This window comes from Rhodococcus sp. 05-2254-6, from assembly GCF_002258565.1.
Lineage (GTDB): Bacteria > Actinomycetota > Actinomycetes > Mycobacteriales > Mycobacteriaceae > Rhodococcoides.
Window position 1 is genome coordinate 17,011 of sequence record NZ_NOZF01000167.1, and the last position, 17,768, is coordinate 34,778.

Annotated in this window: 16 protein-coding genes; 9 read left to right on the top strand and 7 right to left on the bottom strand. The window is 66.1% G+C overall.

Going from position 1 to position 17,768, the window contains the following annotated elements; genetic code table 11:
- Positions 1-8: 8 nt before the first annotated feature.
- From CH256_RS22960 to CH256_RS22970, 3 genes are read right to left on the bottom strand one after another with little or no spacing between them, the layout of a single operon-like run.
- Positions 9-2,000, bottom strand: coding sequence for a S9 family peptidase (locus CH256_RS22960; protein WP_094670667.1), 1,992 nt, complete (start codon positions 1,998-2,000; stop codon positions 9-11).
- A gap of 28 nt (positions 2,001-2,028) precedes the next feature.
- Positions 2,029-2,814, bottom strand: coding sequence for a SigB/SigF/SigG family RNA polymerase sigma factor (locus CH256_RS22965; RefSeq protein WP_037193137.1), 786 nt, complete (start codon positions 2,812-2,814; stop codon positions 2,029-2,031).
- Complete coding sequence (locus CH256_RS22970) at positions 2,814-3,245, bottom strand: ATP-binding protein (protein WP_068052491.1); 432 nt, start codon at positions 3,243-3,245, stop codon at positions 2,814-2,816. Before CH256_RS22970 ends, CH256_RS22965 begins: the two co-directional genes overlap by 1 nt.
- Before the next feature lie 149 nt (positions 3,246-3,394).
- Here CH256_RS22970 and malQ point away from each other — a divergent pair, with 149 nt between their 5' ends.
- A complete protein-coding gene (malQ, locus tag CH256_RS22975) occupies positions 3,395-5,602 on the top strand; it encodes a 4-alpha-glucanotransferase (RefSeq protein ID WP_179272195.1) in 2,208 nt (735 codons plus the stop codon).
- A 34-nt stretch (positions 5,603-5,636) separates the two neighbouring features.
- The gene (fdhD, locus tag CH256_RS22980; protein ID WP_094640222.1) at positions 5,637-6,476 is read left to right on the top strand and encodes a formate dehydrogenase accessory sulfurtransferase FdhD; all 840 of its coding nucleotides are present in this window, start codon (positions 5,637-5,639) and stop codon (positions 6,474-6,476) included.
- Here fdhD and CH256_RS22985 read toward each other — a convergent pair.
- Together CH256_RS22985 and CH256_RS22990 are read right to left on the bottom strand one after the other, a co-directional pair.
- The gene (locus CH256_RS22985; RefSeq protein ID WP_094670669.1) at positions 6,459-7,142 is read right to left on the bottom strand and encodes a CoA transferase subunit B; all 684 of its coding nucleotides are present in this window, start codon (positions 7,140-7,142) and stop codon (positions 6,459-6,461) included. The genes fdhD and CH256_RS22985 overlap by 18 nt on opposite strands.
- Positions 7,139-7,888, bottom strand: a complete 750-nt coding sequence (locus CH256_RS22990) for a CoA transferase subunit A (RefSeq protein ID WP_179272194.1) — start codon at positions 7,886-7,888, stop codon at positions 7,139-7,141. The genes CH256_RS22985 and CH256_RS22990 overlap by 4 nt, the downstream gene beginning before the upstream one ends.
- A 109-nt stretch (positions 7,889-7,997) precedes the next feature.
- Between CH256_RS22990 and pcaH the strand changes: the two genes are divergently transcribed.
- Genes pcaH through CH256_RS23020 form a run of 6 tightly spaced genes read left to right on the top strand, consistent with a single transcriptional unit; the run spans position 7,998 to position 13,918 of the window.
- On the top strand, positions 7,998-8,714 hold the full coding sequence (pcaH, locus tag CH256_RS22995) for a protocatechuate 3,4-dioxygenase subunit beta (protein WP_068052499.1): 717 nt from the start codon (positions 7,998-8,000) through the stop codon (positions 8,712-8,714).
- Positions 8,707-9,345, top strand: a complete 639-nt coding sequence (pcaG, locus tag CH256_RS23000; RefSeq protein ID WP_094640223.1) for a protocatechuate 3,4-dioxygenase subunit alpha — start codon at positions 8,707-8,709, stop codon at positions 9,343-9,345. Before pcaH ends, pcaG begins: the two co-directional genes overlap by 8 nt.
- A gap of 23 nt (positions 9,346-9,368) precedes the next feature.
- The gene (gene pcaB, locus CH256_RS23005) at positions 9,369-10,718 is read left to right on the top strand and encodes a 3-carboxy-cis,cis-muconate cycloisomerase (protein ID WP_094670671.1); all 1,350 of its coding nucleotides are present in this window, start codon (positions 9,369-9,371) and stop codon (positions 10,716-10,718) included.
- A complete protein-coding gene (pcaDC, locus tag CH256_RS23010; RefSeq protein WP_094670673.1) occupies positions 10,715-11,896 on the top strand; it encodes a bifunctional 3-oxoadipate enol-lactonase/4-carboxymuconolactone decarboxylase PcaDC in 1,182 nt (393 codons plus the stop codon). Before pcaB ends, pcaDC begins: the two co-directional genes overlap by 4 nt.
- A complete protein-coding gene (locus CH256_RS23015; RefSeq protein WP_094670675.1) occupies positions 11,893-12,714 on the top strand; it encodes an IclR family transcriptional regulator in 822 nt (273 codons plus the stop codon). The genes pcaDC and CH256_RS23015 overlap by 4 nt, the downstream gene beginning before the upstream one ends.
- The gene (locus CH256_RS23020) at positions 12,707-13,918 is read left to right on the top strand and encodes an acetyl-CoA C-acetyltransferase (RefSeq protein WP_068052519.1); all 1,212 of its coding nucleotides are present in this window, start codon (positions 12,707-12,709) and stop codon (positions 13,916-13,918) included. Before CH256_RS23015 ends, CH256_RS23020 begins: the two co-directional genes overlap by 8 nt.
- A 7-nt stretch (positions 13,919-13,925) precedes the next feature.
- On the opposite strand, the gene CH256_RS23025 is transcribed toward CH256_RS23020, so the two are convergent.
- On the bottom strand, positions 13,926-15,815 hold the full coding sequence (locus CH256_RS23025) for a sugar phosphate isomerase/epimerase and 4-hydroxyphenylpyruvate domain-containing protein (protein ID WP_094640227.1): 1,890 nt from the start codon (positions 15,813-15,815) through the stop codon (positions 13,926-13,928).
- The gene (locus tag CH256_RS23030) at positions 15,812-16,699 is read right to left on the bottom strand and encodes a shikimate dehydrogenase (protein ID WP_094670677.1); all 888 of its coding nucleotides are present in this window, start codon (positions 16,697-16,699) and stop codon (positions 15,812-15,814) included. The genes CH256_RS23025 and CH256_RS23030 overlap by 4 nt, the downstream gene beginning before the upstream one ends.
- Before the next feature lie 109 nt (positions 16,700-16,808).
- Here CH256_RS23030 and CH256_RS23035 point away from each other — a divergent pair, with 109 nt between their 5' ends.
- Positions 16,809-17,486 (top strand): TetR/AcrR family transcriptional regulator, encoded by a 678-nt coding sequence (locus CH256_RS23035; RefSeq protein ID WP_094670679.1) that lies wholly within the window; start codon positions 16,809-16,811, stop codon positions 17,484-17,486.
- Positions 17,487-17,768 lie beyond the last annotated feature (282 nt).

Here is a 17,768-nt window from a genome sequence, read left to right on the forward strand (position 1 = left end):
GGTCGATTCTAGTGGCCGAGGATTCGGGGCATCGACACCCTCTCGCCCAGCACGTGCTGGGCCAGGAACGCCAGCACCACCTCGTACCAGACCTTGGCGTGTTGAGGACTCAGAATCCAATGGTTCTCGGCCGGGAAGTAGAGAAAACGGTGCGAGGTGTTGCCCTCGTCGTCGGCGGGCAGGCCGGATTCGCTGAGCAGTTCGTACCACAGCCGTAGGCCCTCGCCGATGGGCACGCGATAGTCCTTGTCGCCGTGGATCACCAGCATCGGCGTCGCGATGTCCGCGACGAACAGGTGCGGGGAGTTCTCGACCGCCATCTCCGGGGACATTTCCCGCGCCCAGTACCACGGTGCATCGGTCGTCGGGCCGAATTGATCGAGCGCCCACAGGCTCGCATGGGTGACGATGGCGTCGAACCGATCGGTGTGTCCGGCGATCCAGTTGGCCATGTAACCGCCGAAAGATCCGCCCATCGCCGCGGTGCGGGTCTCGTCGATCTCGGGTAGCGCGACCGCGACGTCGGTCAAGGCCATCAGATCGGTGAACGGAGCCTTGCCCCACGCTCCCCAGCCTCGCTGTACGAACTCTTGGCCGTACCCGGTGGACAGCGCCGGATCCGGCAGCAGCACGGCGTACCCGCGGGCGACCATCAGCCATGGATTCCACCGCCACGACCAGGTGTTCCACGAGCCGAGCGGGCCACCGTGCACCCACAGCAGCAGCGGTGCGGGTGTCGCGTCCGAGGCACCCTCGGGCAGCGCCAGCCAGCCGCGCACCCGGGCACCGTCGTCGACGACGGTGTCGATCTCGGTGAGAGTTCCGGGCACCGGGCAGCGGTCGACGGAGGTGTCGAGGTCGTCGACGGTGCCGTCGGACAGGTCGATCGAGACCGGATGCGGGGCGGCGAGATAGGACGCGGCGAGGGCCAGCACCCTGGTTCCGTCCGAGGACACGTGGACGTGGGTGTACGCGTCGTTCGTGTTCGTCAGCCGACGCGGCTCCGCGCCCTCACGCACGACGAAGATCGGGGACCGGCCGTCGTCGTCCGCGGTGACCAATACTCCCGACCCGTCCGGCAGCCACACCGGGTCGATCGGCCACCGATCCCAGCCGGGAGCGAGATCGACGACCGAAGCCGACTCGAAATCGTAGCGCTGCAGCGTCATTCGAGGCGCGTCCTCGGGAGTGGAGAGCGATTCACGCACGAACACCACGGACGTGCCGTCCGGCGAGATCGCAGGCGCGCCCAGGTCGGCATCGACGTCGTCGACGATCGTCGTGCGCTCCCCCGTCGCGGTGTCGATACGCACCAGCACCGTCCGCACGGTCGCCAGAGCGCCGGGGACGGACCAGGTGGACACGACGAACGAGCCGTCGGCACCGACATCGAAGGCCGCTTCGTGCAACGCGCCGGCCGCATCCGGCGTCAGATCGCGCAGTCCGGTCGAACCGTCCGACGATCCCGCGAACAGGTGCGGCGTCGCAGGCCCCAGATCGTGATCCCAGAAACGCACCGGGACTCCGGTGTGCAGAATTGCATCCACCTTGTTCGCCTTGCGCTCGGTGCGCAGGGCGTCGTCGTCCTCATCGGTGCTCGACGATCCGAACACCGGCGAGAGCCCGACGAGCCCGAATCCGGAACGCGCAGTTCGGACCTCGCTCAGACCGGCGGCCCTGGTCTCGAGAACGCGCGCCTCACCGCCCGAGGCAGGCAGAATCCACAGCCGAGCCGGATCGTCCTTGCTCGATGTGCGAGAGAACAACAGATCGCCCGCCGAGGTGAACACCGGAGCACCCTCACCCCACTCGCCGTGGGTGATGCGCCGGGCGGGCGAACCGCCGTCGACATCGATCTCCCACAACGACGTTCGGTACTCGGTCCGCGAATCGTCCAGTGCGGCAACCACGACCACCGCCCGTGAGAAATCTTGCGATGCAGCCAGGCCCGTGACCCTGCGGGCTCCGATGTACTCGTCGACGTCGTCGTACATACTCATCCCGCGAGCCTAGCTTTGCCGGTCGAGTTCAGTCCTCGCCGAGGTCCTCGCGCAGCTGAGCGAGCGTGCGAGCCAGGATTCGCGAGACGTGCATCTGCGAAATCCCCACCTTCTCCGCGATCTGAGTCTGGGTCATCGACCCGAAGAATCGGAGCACGACGATTCGACGCTCACGCTCGGGCAACTTCTCGAGTGCAGGCCGCACCGCGAGGTAGCTCTCCATCTTCTCGAGTTCGGGATCGTCGGCACCGAGGGTGTCCATCAGCGGCAACCGATCCTCGCTGACCACCGAGTCGACCGAAACGGTCTGATACGCGCTGCGCGCAAGCAAAGCCTGCGACGCTTCCTTGACGTCGATCCCCAGTTCGGCCGCGATCTCGCTCGCGGTCGGAGCTCGGCCGAGCTTCTGCGAGAGCGATCCCACCGCCTGGGAGATCATCGAGTTCAGTTCCTTCATGCGCCGCGGCACTCGAACCGACCATCCGGCGTCGCGGAAGTAGCGGCGAGCTTCGCCCATGATCGTGGGCACGGCGAACGACACGAAGTCCGAACCGCGTTCGATGTCGAATCGGTCGACCGCGTTCACCAGACCGAGACGTGAGACCTGCAGCAGGTCCTCGTGTGCTTCGCCGCGGCCGCCGAAGCGGCGTGCGATGTGTTCTGCGAGAGGCAGGCAGCGGGTGATGATGCGATCGCGCAGCACTCGGCGCTGCGGTGAATTCTCGTCGAGCGCCTGCATCTGCTGGATCAGCGCGACAACGTCGCTGTAATCGTCGGACTCTCGCCGTGTGCTTCGTTCGTGCGGCACAGGCACTAGACCTTGCTCCTCCGCTTGACCACGTCGATCGCGACCGTGTGACCGGCATCGCCCTCGACGGGGTCGTCGGAGCGCAGCTCGATGGCGTCGGTCAGCGTCTGCAGCACGTGCCAGCCGAAGCTGTCCTTCTTCGGCACGGATGTGGGTGCCAACGTGGAGGTGACGACGATCCGGATTCCGGAGTCGCTCACCGCAAACGTGCACGAGAGCTCTGCATCGGTGACCGAGCCCTTGATCAACTGCGAACACACCTCGTCCACGACCAACTTCACGTCGGCGATGTCGTCGAGCGTGAAGTCGCTGAGCACTGCGAGGGTTTCGGCGACCGCGCGGACCACCGGAAGCTGGTCGGCCTCGGCGCGCACCCTCAGCTCGACCGGTGCACCGGAACCTCGCTCCAGTTCTTCGATCTTGCTGACCCCAGCCATCCGCACTTCCTATCGTCGCCGAGCAGTCGTTTTACCGTTCGCCGACCCAGACTACCCAGCTCGGCATGTTTCAATCCTGGCAGTCGAGCAACCGGGCCCGCACATCGTTCGAATCGCAGCGGTGGCCGGTGAACGAAGCCCCGGCCGGCATGACGCGGGCGCGGCGAACTGGCACGATCATCGGTGTGGACTACTCGCAGGCACTTCGCTCTCTCGCCCGACGCCTCGGCACATCGACCTCGTACCGAGGCTGGGACGACACCGAACACGAAGTGAGTGACGACACCCTGCGTCAGGTGCTCGCCGCGCGCGGCTACGCAACCGAATCGACCGAGGACGTCGACCGAGCTCTGGCCGACATCGAGAACGCGCCGTGGCGGCGCCTGCTTCCGCCGGTGGTGGTGGCCACGCAGGGCACCGATGCCGTGGTGTGGGTCCATGTGCCACACGGCAATCCGGTCGAGGTCTCGATGGTCTCCGAGGACGGCGAGACCATCGAGGTGACCCAGGCCGACGTCTGGGTCGATCCCCGTGAGGTCGACGGCCGCCTCATCGGTCGTGCCACGTTCGTCGTTCCGAGCAGTGCACCGCTCGGTTGGCACAGCCTGACCGCGACGACGATCAGCGAGGACAACACGGTCCGGACGTCGGACACGGTTGTGGTGGTCACTCCGAAGTCGTTGTCACCCAACGCAGAACTGGCAGATCGGCAGCGGACGGGCTTGCTCACCCAGCTGTATTCGGTGCGATCGAGACGATCTTGGGGAATCGGCGATCTCGGTGATCTCGAGGACATGGCCGACATCGTCGGCCGCGAGCACGGCTTCGACTATCTCCTCGTCAATCCGCTGCACGCCGACCGACCCACCACACCGGTCGAGGCGTCGCCCTATCTGCCGACCACCCGCCGGTTCTTCAACTCGCTCTACATCCGAGTGGAGAACATTCGTGAAACCGCGCTGCTGTCACCGGAACAGTTCGGCAAGGTCCGGAAAGCGGCGAAGCGGTTCGACAAGGCCAACAAGCGAACCGGAAAGCTGAACAGAGACTCGACCTTCACGGCGAAACTGCGTGCCCTGGAACGTGTTCACAAGGTGGAACGGAGCCCGGCGCGCGAATCCGCATTCCGAGCGTTCGTCGAACGCGAGGGTTCCGGACTGCGCGATTTCGCGGTGTGGAGCGCCCTGGCGGAGAAGTTCGGACCCGAGAATTCGGCCTGGACCGACAAGGCAGCACACCCGCGGACCGACTTCGTGCTCGAACAGCGCACCAAGCTCGCCGAGCGCATCGACTTCCACATGTGGCTGCAGTGGATCTGCGACGAGCAGTTGGCCGCCGCGCAACGCTCGGCACTCGATGCTGGGATGGACATCGGCATCATGCACGACCTCGCCGTGGGCGTGGCGCGCGGCGGAGCCGATGCCTGGGCGCTCGGTGACGTATTGACGTCGGGAGTCACGGTGGGCGCGCCGCCGGACAACTTCAACCAGCAGGGCCAGAACTGGAACCAACCCCCGTGGGATCCGGACCGACTACGCGAACTGGCGTACGTCCCCTACCGCGACATGCTGCGCACGATCCTTCGTCATGCCGGCGGTATCCGCGTCGACCACATCCTGGGTCTGTTCCGCCTGTGGTGGATTCCGCAGGAGGCCGAGAATGCCGGCGGCGGAACGTATGTCGAGTACGACCACGAGGCGCTGATCGGCATCCTGGCCCTCGAGGCCGAGCGGGCAGGCGCGGTGGTGGTCGGCGAGGATCTCGGTGTCTTCGAGCCGATGGTGCAGGAGTACCTCACCGAGCGCGGCATCTTCGGCACCTCGATCCTGTGGTTCGAAGCGGACGAATCCGGGCCCATTGCACCCGAGGACTACCGCACCCTGTGCCTGACGTCGGTGACCACACACGATCTGCCCCCGACGGCCGGATACCTCGAGGGTGAACACATCGACCTACGGTCCCGTCTCGGCCTGCTCGAACGAGACATCGAGGCCGAGAAGGACATCGACGCAGCCAAGCGCGAGGCCGTTCTCGACCTGGCGCGCGAGCGCGGATTGCTCGGCGCCGACGCCGACAACCACGAGACGGTGGAAGCTCTGCATCGCCTCGTCCAGCGCAGCCCGTCCCTGCTGATCGGTGTCGCTCTCGTCGACGCCGTCGGCGAACACCGAATTCAGAACCAGCCCGGTACCGACGAAACCCAGTACGAGAACTGGAAGATCCCGTTGGCCGACGCGAAAGGCAAGCGTGTGCTCGTCGACGACCTCGTCAATCACCCGCGCCTGGTCTCGTTGGTGAGCGCAATGGCCGACCGAGTCGACGGCCCGACGACACCGGGGTCCACAATCGAAGAATGAGTCACCCACGTCACCGCGAATCCGGCCGATACTGATGGGCCGCATCACCACCCGCAGGCCCGTTGTCCGACTCCGAGGTGAGCACCGCGTCGAACGTCCGGACACCCTCGTGGTGGAGGAGCCGCTCGAGTTGCGGGTGAACGGCGCAGCGCTGGCCGTCACCATGCGCACTCCCGGCCACGACGTCGAGCTCGCTCACGGGTTCCTGCTGACCGAGGGTGTGATCGCCTCGGGTGCCGACATCGCAGCGGCTCGCTACTGCGACGGGGTCGACGACGACGGTGCGAATACCTACAACGTCCTCGATGTCACCCTGGCCGCGGGTGTCGCTCCGCCGGAGACCGGCGTCGAACGCAACTTCTACACGACGTCCTCGTGTGGGGTGTGCGGAAAGGGATCGTTGGACGCAATTCGCCTGCGCACCAAGCATTCCCCCGTGGCCGATTCCGTCGTCGTGAACTCGGACACTCTCACCGGGCTACCCGACACGTTGAGGGCTGCGCAGAAGGTCTTCGATACGACCGGCGGCCTGCACGCCGCCGCCCTGTTCACTGCGGACGGCGAGATGCTCGTCCTGCGTGAGGATGTCGGTCGCCACAATGCCGTCGACAAGGTCGTCGGCTGGGCGGTGACCAACGATCGAATTCCCCTGCAGGGCACGGTGCTGATGGTCAGCGGCCGCGCCTCGTTCGAGTTGGCCCAGAAGGCGGTGATGTCCGGAATACCGATTCTCGCGGCGGTCTCGGCCCCGTCCTCGCTGGCGGTCGACCTCGCGACCGAATCCGGTCTGACGGTCGTCGGCTTCCTCCGCGGCCGGTCGATGAACATCTACTCCCACGCCGACCGCGTTCTCGTCTCAGACGGTAGTGCCTGAGTCGTTCCGCAGGCTCCACTCCTGACCGGCGTCGACCAGTAGTTCGGCCGCGGTCGCGTTCCTGACCTCGTCCACGGACACGCCCGGTGCGGTCTCGACGAGACGGAGACCGTTCTCGGTGACGTCGAGAACGGCCATGTCCGAGATGATCCTGTGTACGCAGCCCTCACCGGTCAGCGGCAGGGTGCACTGCTCCAGAATCTTCGGCTCGCCCTTGCGGGAGACGTGCTCCATCATCACGATGACGCGTCTCGCTCCGTGCACCAGATCCATCGCGCCACCCATGCCCTTGACCATGTGCCCGGGAATCATCCAGTTCGCCAGATCACCGGTGGCGCTGACCTGCATCGCCCCCAGTACGGCGACGTCGACCTGGCCGCCGCGGATCATTCCGAACGACTGCGCGGAATCGAAGTAGGACGCACCGGGAAGGACCGTGATGGTCTCCTTGCCCGCGTTGATGATCTCCGCGTCGAGTTCGTCCTCGGTGGGATACGGTCCGACGCCGAGCACCCCGTTCTCCGAATGCAGGATCACCGAGACGTCGTTGGGGATGTAGTTGGGCACGAGGGTCGGCATACCGATGCCGAGATTGACGTACTGACCGTCGCTGAGCTCCTGTGCCACCCGTGCCGCCATCTGTTCGCGGGTCATCTTCTCGTTCATGCTCGTACCGTCCTCTGCTCGATGCCGACCTCGACCGGTCCGACGTGGACCACCCGCTGTACGTGGATACCCGAGGTGTGCACCTCGTCGGGTCCGATCTCACCCGGCTCGACGAGATGCTCGACCTGCGCGATGGTGATGCGTCCCGACTCCGCGGCGGGCGGATTGAAGTTTCGCGCACTGGCGTGGAACACCAGGTTCCCGTGACGGTCCCCCTTCCACGCGTGCACGAGCGCATAATCTGCGACGATCCCGCGCTCCATCACGTAGGTGACGCCGTCGAACTCGCGTGTCTCCTTCGGCGGACTGGCCAGTGCGATTCCGCCGCTACCGTCGTAGCGCAGCGGCAATCCCCCGTCGGCGACCTGGGTGCCGACGCCTGCGGGGGTGAAGAACGCGGGGATCCCGGCACCGCCTGCGCGCAGCCGCTCGGCAAGCGTGCCCTGCGGAGTGAGCTCGACTTCGAGTTCTCCGGACAGGTACTGCCGTGCGAATTCCTTGTTCGAGCCCACGTAGGAGCTGATGGTTCTCCGAATGCGGTGCTGCATCAACAGAACGCCGAGACCGAAGCCATCGGTTCCGCAGTTGTTGCTGATGGTCTCCAGATCTGTCGCACCCTGCGCGAGCACGGCGTCGATCAGTATTTCCGGCACTCCGACCAATCCGAATCCCCCGACGGCGATCGAGGACCCATCAGGGATGTCCGCTACGGCTTCGGTGGCGCTGGCCACGACTTTGTCCAACATGAGATGCACGCTACAGCATTCTGTGCGGAATATGAACAGTTTGCCACAATGCGAACACTTCGCTATTCTGGCTGTTGCGTAGATCACCCACGATCGTGAGGAACCGTCGATGCTTCATCTCCCGCCCGAGTACCGGGACCAATCGGGTGTCCATGCCCCACGCGACTTCCCCGAGTACCGGACCACCGCCCTTCGGCATCCGGCACAGCCACTGACCCTGCTCCCCCAGCGACTCACCGAGATCACCGGACCGGTACTGGGCGAGGGACGAGTCACCGCCGCCGACGCAGACCTCACCCTGGCGAACGACGGTGAGGCGCAGGGGCAGCGGATCATCGTGCACGGCCGGGTGCTCGACAGCGACGGCAAGGCGATTCCGAACACCCTCGTCGAGGTGTGGCAGGCCAACGCAGGCGGTCGATACCGGCACACCGGTGACCGGTGGCCCGCACCACTGGATCCGCACTTCAACGGCACCGGTCGCGTTCTCACCGATGCCCAGGGCAGGTATCGCTTCACCACGATCAAGCCGGGCGCGTATCCGTGGGGCAATCACCACAACGCATGGCGGCCCGCTCACATTCACTTCTCCCTGTTCGGCCAGGCGTTCACCCAGCGCCTCGTGACACAGATGTACTTCCCGGACGACCCCATGTTCTTCCAGGATCCGATCTTCAACGCCGCCCCCGAGGACTCGCGGGCCCGAATGATCGGCGCGTTCGATTACGAGGCGACACAGGACAACTGGGCCCTCGGATTTCGATTCGACATCGTGCTCCGCGGCCGAAACGCCACCCCCTTCGAGGAAGACGACCACGATGACTGATCCCGAGTTCGCCCCGCGCTACCCCGTGGTCGCCGGAGCCGATTTCACCACCGCCTCCTTCGGGCAGACACCGTCGCAGACCGTGGGCCCATACGTGCACATCGGATTGTTGTGGCCCGACGGCGAAAACGTGGTGCCGCCGGGCACCGAAGGCGAGATCACCGTGTCGTTCACACTGATCGACGGAGCCCGAAACCCCATGTCCGACGCCATGATCGAGACCTGGCAGGCCGACGGCGACGGCCGGTTCGATCACCCCGACGATCCGCGTGGCGCGGTGCCGTCTCGCATCGCAGGCTTTCGCGGCTTCGGGCGAGCGTTCGCCGACGAGACCGGAACGATGACGATCACGACGATCAAGCCGGGACCGCTTCCCGCCGAGAACGGTGCTGTGGAGGCACCGCACATCGACGTCGGGATCTTCGCCCGCGGGATGCTCGAGCGGGTCGTGACGCGGGTGTACTTTCCCGACGAGGCCGAGGCCAACGAGCTCGATCCGGTGTTGTCCGCCGTGCCGGAGCACAAGCGTGCCAGACTCGTCGCAGCACCGGTGCACGGTGGGTACCACCTCGACATCGTGCTGCAGAACACCGATCCGGACGGCGACGAGACTCCGTTCTTCGCGCTGTGACACACCGATGGCGAGAGGGGACGATGGAATCCGAGCGAGGGGCACTGTTCGATCCGACGTTCGGTAGCGACGCGCTCGCACCGCTCGTGGGCGACCGGGCGTGGGTGACAGCGATGTTCGCCGTCGAGGCGGCGCTCTCGAGGGCCGCAGCAACGGTCGGTCTCGTGGAGGCCGGTCACGCCGAGATCGTCACCACCACCGCGACCGAACTCGGGGCGAACCTGGACATCGCGCGGCTCGGAGCAGATGCCGCGGCCGGGGGTAATCCGGTGATCCCGCTGGTGAAGATTCTTCGGAACGTGGTGGCCGAGGCCGCGGTTCCTGCCACGGCAGTGCATCCCGGTGCCACCAGCCAGGACATCATGGACACCGCGCTGATGCTCCTCTCCCGCGACGCGCTCGGTGTGATCGAGGCCTCGCTCGACGCTGCGAGTGCGGCCGCGAGAAGTCTGGCCCTGACCCATCGCACCACCCCGATGGCGGCCCGCACTCTCGGCCAGCAGGCCTTGCCCACCACCTTCGGCCTGGTGGCTGCGAACTGGTTCTCGGGACTGCGTCGCGCGCGGACCGGAGTCGCAGCCGTTCGACGCGCATGCACCGTCCAGTACGGCGGCGCTGCAGGCACTCTCGCCGCCGTGCATCCACACGGACCGGCCGTCGCCGCCGCGCTCGCCGTCGAACTGGGGTTGGCTCGACAGACCGCGCCCTGGCACACCGACCGCACCGCGATTGCCGATATTGCGTGCTCGTTGGGTGTCGCAGCAGGAACGATCGGCAAGATCGCCGGGGACATCGTGTCGATGTCCGCCACCGAGCTGGGGGAGGTCTCGGAGGACGCGCCCGGCGGATCGTCGGCGATGCCGCACAAGCGCAATCCCGTTGCCGCCGTCACGGCTCGCGCTGCGGCCCGACGCGTCCCGGGTGCGGTGGCCACCGTGCTCTCCAACATGGACCACGAACACCAGCGCGCCGCTGGAGCGTGGCATGCCGAGTGGGAGACGATCACCGATCTGCTCCGCCTCACCGGTGGTGCCGCCCACCGAATCACGCAGAGCCTGAGCGGGTTGCACGTTCATCCCGAGGAAATGGCCCGCAATCTCGACGCGACGGGCGGAGCGCTGCTCGCCGAACGTGTCACCGCGGCATTGGCAGCGCACACCGAGCAGGCCCGCGAAATCGTCACTGCGCGATGCGCGACGGGAGCGCCGCTGGACAGTGACCCTGCCATCACGGCATTCCTGCCACCGTCGACGGTGCGCGAACTACTCGACCCGGCCGCGTATCTCGGCCACGCACCCGAGCTGGTCGACGCGATCCTCGCCGAGCACGACCTCGACACCGAACACACCACAGATTCGAAGGATTCACGATGACTGTCGCACTTGCTCACGAACGCATCGAAGGACCGAGCGCCGACGCGGAGACCGTCGTGCTGATCGGTTCGCTCGGCTCCGACCGATCGATGTGGAACCCGCAGATCGGAACTCTGTCCGCCGCCGTTCACGTTCTCGCCGTCGACCTTCGCGGGCACGGACGATCACCGGTGCCACCCGGTCCCTACTCGGTGGCCGAACTCGCCGAGGACGTGGTGGCGCTGCTGGATTCACTCGAGGTGGAGCGTGTGCACCTCGTCGGTCTGTCCCTCGGCGGTGCGGTCTCGCAGTGGCTCGCCATCCATCGCCCGGAGCGAGTACGGACTCTGACGCTGCTGTGCACCTCGGCGAAGTTCGGTGAGCCGGCGCAATGGCTCGACCGTGCCGCGGTGGTCCGAGCGGCGGGCACGGCGTCGCTGGCCGATGCCGTACTCGAGCGTTGGTTCACCCCCGAACTGGCCGCGCGCGACGCCGATCTCGTCGAGCGGCATCGCCGCATGATCGCCGACACGTCCGACGAGGGCTACGCAGCATGCTGTGAGGCGTTGTCCCGGTGGGATTCTCGTTCGGATCTGAACCGGATCACCGCCCCGACCCTGGTGATCGCGGGCCGACAGGATCCCTCGACCACCCCCGAGGACCTGAAGATCATTGCCGACGGCGTCGCCGGATCGACGTTCCGGGTTCTCGACCCGGCCGCTCATCTGGCCAATGTGGAGCAAGCCGGGCCCGTCACCGCGGCCGTTGCCGCACACATCGGGTCGGATGCGTATGCCGTCGGACGCGCAGCGGCCCACGATGCCGGTATGACGGTGCGGCGCAGCGTCCTCGGCGATGCGCATGTCGACCGCAGCATCGCCGGCCGCACCGAGTTCACCGCACCGTTCCAGGATTTCATCACCCGCACCGCATGGGGTGACATCTGGAACCGACCGGGACTCGATCACCACACCCGCAGACTGCTGACCCTGGCGATCCTGACCGCGGTGGGCAACCAGCACGAACTCGACATGCACATTCGCGCAGCGCTGCGCGCCGGACTGGAACCGGACGAACTGGCCGAAGTCTTCCTGCACACCGCGGTCTACGCGGGAGTTCCGAACAGCAACAGCGCATTCGCTCTGGCGAACGCAGCCATCGCCGAGTCCTCCGCCGAGACAGAATCGGGTACCTCGTGAACCCCGCGGAATCACCGCCGCCGTCCTCGGACTACGTCCAGTCGCTCGGCCGGGGCCTCGCGGTGATCCGAGCCTTCGACGCCGAGCATCCGCGTCGAACACTCTCCGATGTCGCCCGAGCAACCGACCTGACCCGCGCCACTGCCCGACGGTTCCTGCTCACACTCGTCGAACTCGGCTACGTCCGTACCGACGGCTCCATGTTCTGGCTCACCCCGCGGGTGCTCGAACTGGGCTACAGCTACCTGTCGAGCCTGTCCCTCCCGGAAGTGTCGGGGCCGCATCTGGAAGCTCTCGCCGAACGGGTCCGAGAATCGTCCTCGGTCTCGATTCTCGACGGCGACGACGTCGTGTACGTCGCCCGAGTTCCGGTCAGCCGCATCATGACCGTCGGCATCAACATCGGCACCCGATTCCCTGCATTCGCGACATCGATGGGACGAGTGCTGCTCGCCGGTCTACCGCCCGACGAACTCGCCGCCTACCTCGATAGAGTCCGGCTGACTCCGCTCACCGGGAAGACGATCACCACTGCCGACGCACTCGGACGCGAACTCGAACGCGTACGGACCGACGGCTTCTGTCTGGTGGATCAGGAACTCGAAGAGGGCCTGCGATCGATCGCGGCTCCCATCCACGACAGCAACGGGACGGTCGTCGCTGCGGCGAACGTCTCCACCCAGGCTGCGCGTCATACCGCCGACGCAGTCCGCACCGAACTACTCCCGGCCTTGCTCGACGCCACCCGCGCCATCGAGACCGACCTGCTCCGGGTGAGTACCGGACCCAACGACAGACGAGGAACCACCCATGCCTGACGCCGTCATCTGCGAACCCCTTCGGACCCCGGTCGGCCGCTTCGGCGGTCAGTTCCGCGATATCTCCGCCCAGGCCCTGGCCGCCACCGTCATCGCCGAACTCGTTGCCCGAACCGGCATCTCCGGTGCCGACATCGACGACGTCATCCTGGGCCAGGCATCCCCCAACGGCGACGCACCGGCGATCGGACGCATCGCCGCGCTCGATGCAGATCTGGGTATCGACGTCCCCGGGATGCAGGTCGACCGACGCTGCGGCTCCGGTCTGCAAGCAGTACTGCAGGCGTGCATGCAGGTGCAGTCCGGCGGTAACGATCTGGTTCTGGCGGGCGGCGTCGAGAGTATGAGTCAGACGGAGTTCTACGCCACCGGCATGCGCTGGGGCGTCAAGGCCGAGGCCGTGGCCCTGTCCGACCGACTCGCCCGAGCGCGAGTGACCGCGGGCGGCAAGAACTTTCCGGTTCCCGGCGGCATGATCGAAACCGCGGAGAATCTGCGCGCGGAGTTCTCGATCGCCCGCGCCGATCAGGACGCACTCGCAGTGCAGTCTCACCAGCGCGCAGTCGCTGCGCAGAACAGCGGCGTGTTCGCCGAGGAGATCGTGGGAGTGTCGGTCCCCCAACGTAAATCGGATCCGATACTCGTCACTACCGACGAGCATCCCCGTGCCGACACCACCCTCGAGTCGTTGGCGAAGTTGAAGGCGATTCGTGCGTCGATCGACCCCGAGTCGACGGTCACGGCCGGAAATGCCAGCGGACAGAACGACGGTGCCGCCATCGCGATCGTCACCACCCCGGAAAAGGCTGCAGCACTGGGTCTTCGGCCGCTGGCCAGACTGGCCGGCTGGGGTGTCGCCGGCGTCGCTCCGCGCACCATGGGTATCGGACCGGTACCGGCCAGCGAGAAGGCGCTCGGACGCCTCGGATTGAGCCTGGACGACATGGGCATCATCGAACTCAACGAAGCGTTCGCCGCTCAGGCTCTCGCCGTCACCCGGTCGTGGGGCATCGAGTCCGACGATCCTCGGCTGAACCCACACGGTTCCGGCATCTCGCTCGGCCATCCCGTCGGTGCCACCGGAGCCCGCATCCTGGCGACGCTGTTGCGCGAGATGGACCGACGGGAAGTCCGCTACGGACTCGAGACCATGTGCATCGGCGGCGGACAGGGACTTGCGGCGGTGTTCGAGCGAATCGGCTGATCACCGATCAGTACTGCAGTTGCGCCGCCAGTCGTACAGCCGAATTGGTCTCCCCGTAGCCCTCGTAGCCACCCACTCGCTGGACCACCTCGAAGAACAGGTCGTCACCCACGGTTTCGGTGAAGAAGTGGAAGAACTCACCGCCGGTCCCGTCCGCGTCGTACAGGATCCCGAGGCGCTGCATCGCGTCCAACGTCTCGGAGCCGAGTCCGAATCGCGCGTCGAGATCGCGATAGTAGTTGGGCGAGATCCGCAGCGGGGTGAGGCCGCGTTCGGTCATCGCACTCGCAGCGGCGTAGATGTCCTCGCACCCGAACGCCACATGTCCGACGCCTCCGCGCCGGGCCGCGGGCAGAGGGTCCGAGTCCGACGGGCGGCCGGGAACCATGTTGAGCGAGAGTCGAATCGTGCCGTTGGCCGTGGCGAGGGTGAGTGCTCGGCTACGAACCAGGCCGATCGCGTCGACGACGTCCTGGCCCTCGTGCGGCACCATTCCGAACACCGAGCGCAGCAGCAGCATCACGCCGTCCCAGCTCTCGGCAGGCACGGCGAGTGCGATGTGATCCACGTGCGAGACGCACGCCCGGTTCTCCTGCACCACCTTGGGTGCCAGGTCGAATGCCGATTGCCAGGCACCCGCGCTGTGGCGGGTTCGGAGGTCCAGCGACGTCGCACCGGTCACGGCCAGACGTACCACTGCGTCGGTGGCGTCGGCCACGCCGGGCATGGAGACGGTGGACGCGGTGACTCCCAGCGCACGAGCTCGAGTCAGCCACAGATCCGGCCGCTCGCTGCGAATCCCGATCTGGGCCAACGCCGGTAGGTGAGCCGGAACGCCGGGCGCGGTCCACAGCGTGTCCACCGTGGTGTCGACGGCGACCGCCAGCGGCCCCTGGGTGAACAGGCTCAGTCCGTGTTCGCTGTGTGCTGCGGTCAGATCGAAGCCCAGGTGTCGCAGTGTCGTACCCAGTTGCGCTGCCTTCGCAGGCCCTGCTGCGATTCGCAGGGAGACGACGTTCTCGATCGGACCGGGCGGTGGCGGCGCGAAGAGATCGTTACCGGCAGAGGGTGTTTCGACGTCGCGCACCTGCTCCTGGAGGTACAGCAGCGATCGATGCGCGTCGGATGCCGTGCGGCCGGTGTCGGAGTGACGGAAGACGTCGTTGAAGATTTCGAGCGACCACGGGCCGGAGTACCCGGAGGCAGCGACATCGGCACCGAACCGCGCCAGATCGAAGCTGCCCTGCCCGGGAAAGCACCGGTGATGCCTGCTCCACTGCAGTACGTCCATCACCAGGTGCGGCGCGTCGGCCAACTGGAGGAAGAAGATCTTCTCGCCGGGGATCTCGCGGATGCCTGCGGAATCGTCTCCGCGGGACAGGATGTGGAAGCTGTCGAGGCACGTTCCCAGTGCAGGATGATCGACCTGCCGGACGATGTCCCAGGCATGGCGGTAGGTATTCACGTGGGCACCCCACGCCAACGCCTCGTACGCCAGTCGCATTCCGCGCCGATGCGCACGCTCGGCGAGGGTTGCCATCTGTTCGACCAGCAGGGCGTCGTCACGGACGGCACCGGCCAGCGGCGAGGAACAGACCAACAGTAGATCGCACCCCAACTGTTCCATGACGTCGAATTTGTGCTCGGCGCGAACGAGGTTGCGGGCGAACTGTTCCGGATCGGCCGAGTCGGCGTCGCGAAAGGGCTGATACAGATCGAGGGTCAGACCGAGGTCGGCTGCCTTCTTAGCGATGTCCGCGGGAAGATCCGGAGAGCTGATCAAGTCCGGCTCGAACACCTCGAAGCCGTCGAACCCCGCATCGGCGATGGCACGCATCTTCTCGTCCAGCGAACCACTGAGCGATACCGTTGCCACCGATGTGGCGATGTGCGTCATGCGAGAACACCTGCGGCGGCGCGATCCTCCAGCGAGATCAACGCACTCATGTGCGCGATCATTCGATCGGCGTCGGCGATGCGTCCGGTGAATATCTCGAATGCGTCGGCGGCCTGGAACACTGCCATTCCGGTTCCGCTGAGCGTTCGGCACCCGACTCGGGATGCGGCAGCGAGCAACTCGGTCTCGGCCGGTCGATACACGACCTCGGCAACCCACATCCGCGGATGCAGGAGTGCCTCGGGCACAGCAGATCCGGGGTGTTCGACCATTCCGATCGGGGTGGCGTGCACCAGGCCGGTTGCGGTGTCGAGGACGGCGGCGAGCCGGTCGAGTCCTGCCGAGACAATGTCGACGTCCGGGAACATCACCGACAGGGAATCTCGGAGTTGTCGAGCCCGAAGCGGATCGGCATCGACGAGAGTGAGCCTGCCTGCGCCGCGTCGGGCCATCGCGTAGGCAACGGCCGCCCCTGCTCCCCCGGCACCGAGTTGCACCACGTCACCGATGTCGGCACCGGGTAATCCGCGACCGAAGTTGCGGTCGAATCCGGACCAGTCGGTGTTGTGGCCGACGGCACGGCCGTCGGCGAACAAGACGGTATTGACGGCTCCGAGTCGGGCGGCGTCCTCGGAGAGCCCGTCGAGAGTGGAGATGACGCGCTGCTTGCACGGGTGCGTGATGTTGAGTCCTCGAAATCCGAGGTCCGCGGCGGTCGAGACGAGACGGGGCAGATCTTCGACGGTCAGTCCACGGCTGTCCAGATCGATGATCCGGTACTGGTAGGTCAGCCCGTGCTCGGCACCCTCCCGTTCGTGCATCGCGGGAGTGAGCGACTTGCCGATGCCCGTCCCGATCAGTCCGCAGAGCAGGGATTCCGGCATGTCGATCTCCTCGGGCCTAATGTACGAATTGGTGAATTAGCTCGACGGTACTACGCCTCCGCCTCGCGCCCAACCCTTTTGCCGCAATCGGTGCCGATAGAGTTGATCCATGGCTCCGCGCGCAACCGACACGTCCGACGACAGCGGTGGACCCACCGTCAAGCGTCGACGCAACAGCGACCTGACCCGGCACAACATCCTCGAGGTGGCCACCGAGGAGTTCGCGGACAAGGGCTTCGCCGGGGCGCGCATCGACGAGATCGCCGAGCGTACGCATACGACGAAGCGGATGCTGTACTACTACTTCACCGACAAGGAAGGCCTGTACAAGGCCGTGCTCGAACGGTCGTACCTGCGCATTCGCGAGCGTGAACGAGACGTCGACGTCGAGGGCCTGGGACCGGTCGAAGCCATTCGGGCCATCGCCTCTCTGACGTTCGACCATCACGAGGAGAATCCCGACTTCATCCGTCTGGTCTCCACCGAGAACATCCTCCGCGGCGAACACATCTCCAGATCCGAGGCATTGAGCAACCTCGGCAATCCCGCTGCAGAACTGCTGTCGAGCATCCTCGAGCGTGGACAGGCCGACGGGGTCTTCCGCACGGACGTCGATGCCCTCGACGTGCACATGACGATCAGCAGCTTCTGTGTGTTCCGTCTGTCGAACCGGTACACCTTCGAAGCCCTCTTCGGTCGCGACCTCACCGATCCCCGGCATCGAGAGCGCCTGCGCGCAATGCTCGGCGACATGATCATCGCGTTCCTGACCTCGCCTTCTCGCTGATTTTCGCGTTTGCGCGGTAGGTCTCGTCACTTCAGGGGTTGACACGTGGCATGGATCACGTTCAGTATTCAGGGGCACCCGGTGTTAACCATTTAGTACATTAGCGGTCCGATCGCCGAGAATGCGTCGTCGACCAGCGCCCGAGCTCCCCCGCCTCACGAAGAGAGACACGAGAACGATGGATTCGCACACCCCTGGCTCCCACCCGACGCCGAAGGTGGCCAGGGCCAGCAGGGTTCCGGTCGCCGGGTTGGACCCTGGGAAGAACACGCGGCCGAAGAC

Coding starts and splice junctions, on each gene's coding strand:
- CH256_RS22960 (WP_094670667.1), bottom strand. CDS start 2,000: ATGAGTATGTACGACGACGTCGACGAGTACATCGGAGCCCGCAGGGTC.
- CH256_RS22970 (WP_068052491.1), bottom strand. CDS start 3,245: ATGGCTGGGGTCAGCAAGATCGAAGAACTGGAGCGAGGTTCCGGTGCA.
- malQ (WP_179272195.1), top strand. CDS start 3,395: ATGACGCGGGCGCGGCGAACTGGCACGATCATCGGTGTGGACTACTCG.
- fdhD (WP_094640222.1), top strand. CDS start 5,637: ATGGGCCGCATCACCACCCGCAGGCCCGTTGTCCGACTCCGAGGTGAG.
- CH256_RS22985 (WP_094670669.1), bottom strand. CDS start 7,142: ATGAACGAGAAGATGACCCGCGAACAGATGGCGGCACGGGTGGCACAG.
- CH256_RS22990 (WP_179272194.1), bottom strand. CDS start 7,888: ATGTTGGACAAAGTCGTGGCCAGCGCCACCGAAGCCGTAGCGGACATC.
- pcaH (WP_068052499.1), top strand. CDS start 7,998: ATGCTTCATCTCCCGCCCGAGTACCGGGACCAATCGGGTGTCCATGCC.
- pcaG (WP_094640223.1), top strand. CDS start 8,707: ATGACTGATCCCGAGTTCGCCCCGCGCTACCCCGTGGTCGCCGGAGCC.
- pcaB (WP_094670671.1), top strand. CDS start 9,369: ATGGAATCCGAGCGAGGGGCACTGTTCGATCCGACGTTCGGTAGCGAC.
- pcaDC (WP_094670673.1), top strand. CDS start 10,715: ATGACTGTCGCACTTGCTCACGAACGCATCGAAGGACCGAGCGCCGAC.
- CH256_RS23020 (WP_068052519.1), top strand. CDS start 12,707: ATGCCTGACGCCGTCATCTGCGAACCCCTTCGGACCCCGGTCGGCCGC.
- CH256_RS23025 (WP_094640227.1), bottom strand. CDS start 15,815: ATGACGCACATCGCCACATCGGTGGCAACGGTATCGCTCAGTGGTTCG.
- CH256_RS23030 (WP_094670677.1), bottom strand. CDS start 16,699: ATGCCGGAATCCCTGCTCTGCGGACTGATCGGGACGGGCATCGGCAAG.
- CH256_RS23035 (WP_094670679.1), top strand. CDS start 16,809: ATGGCTCCGCGCGCAACCGACACGTCCGACGACAGCGGTGGACCCACC.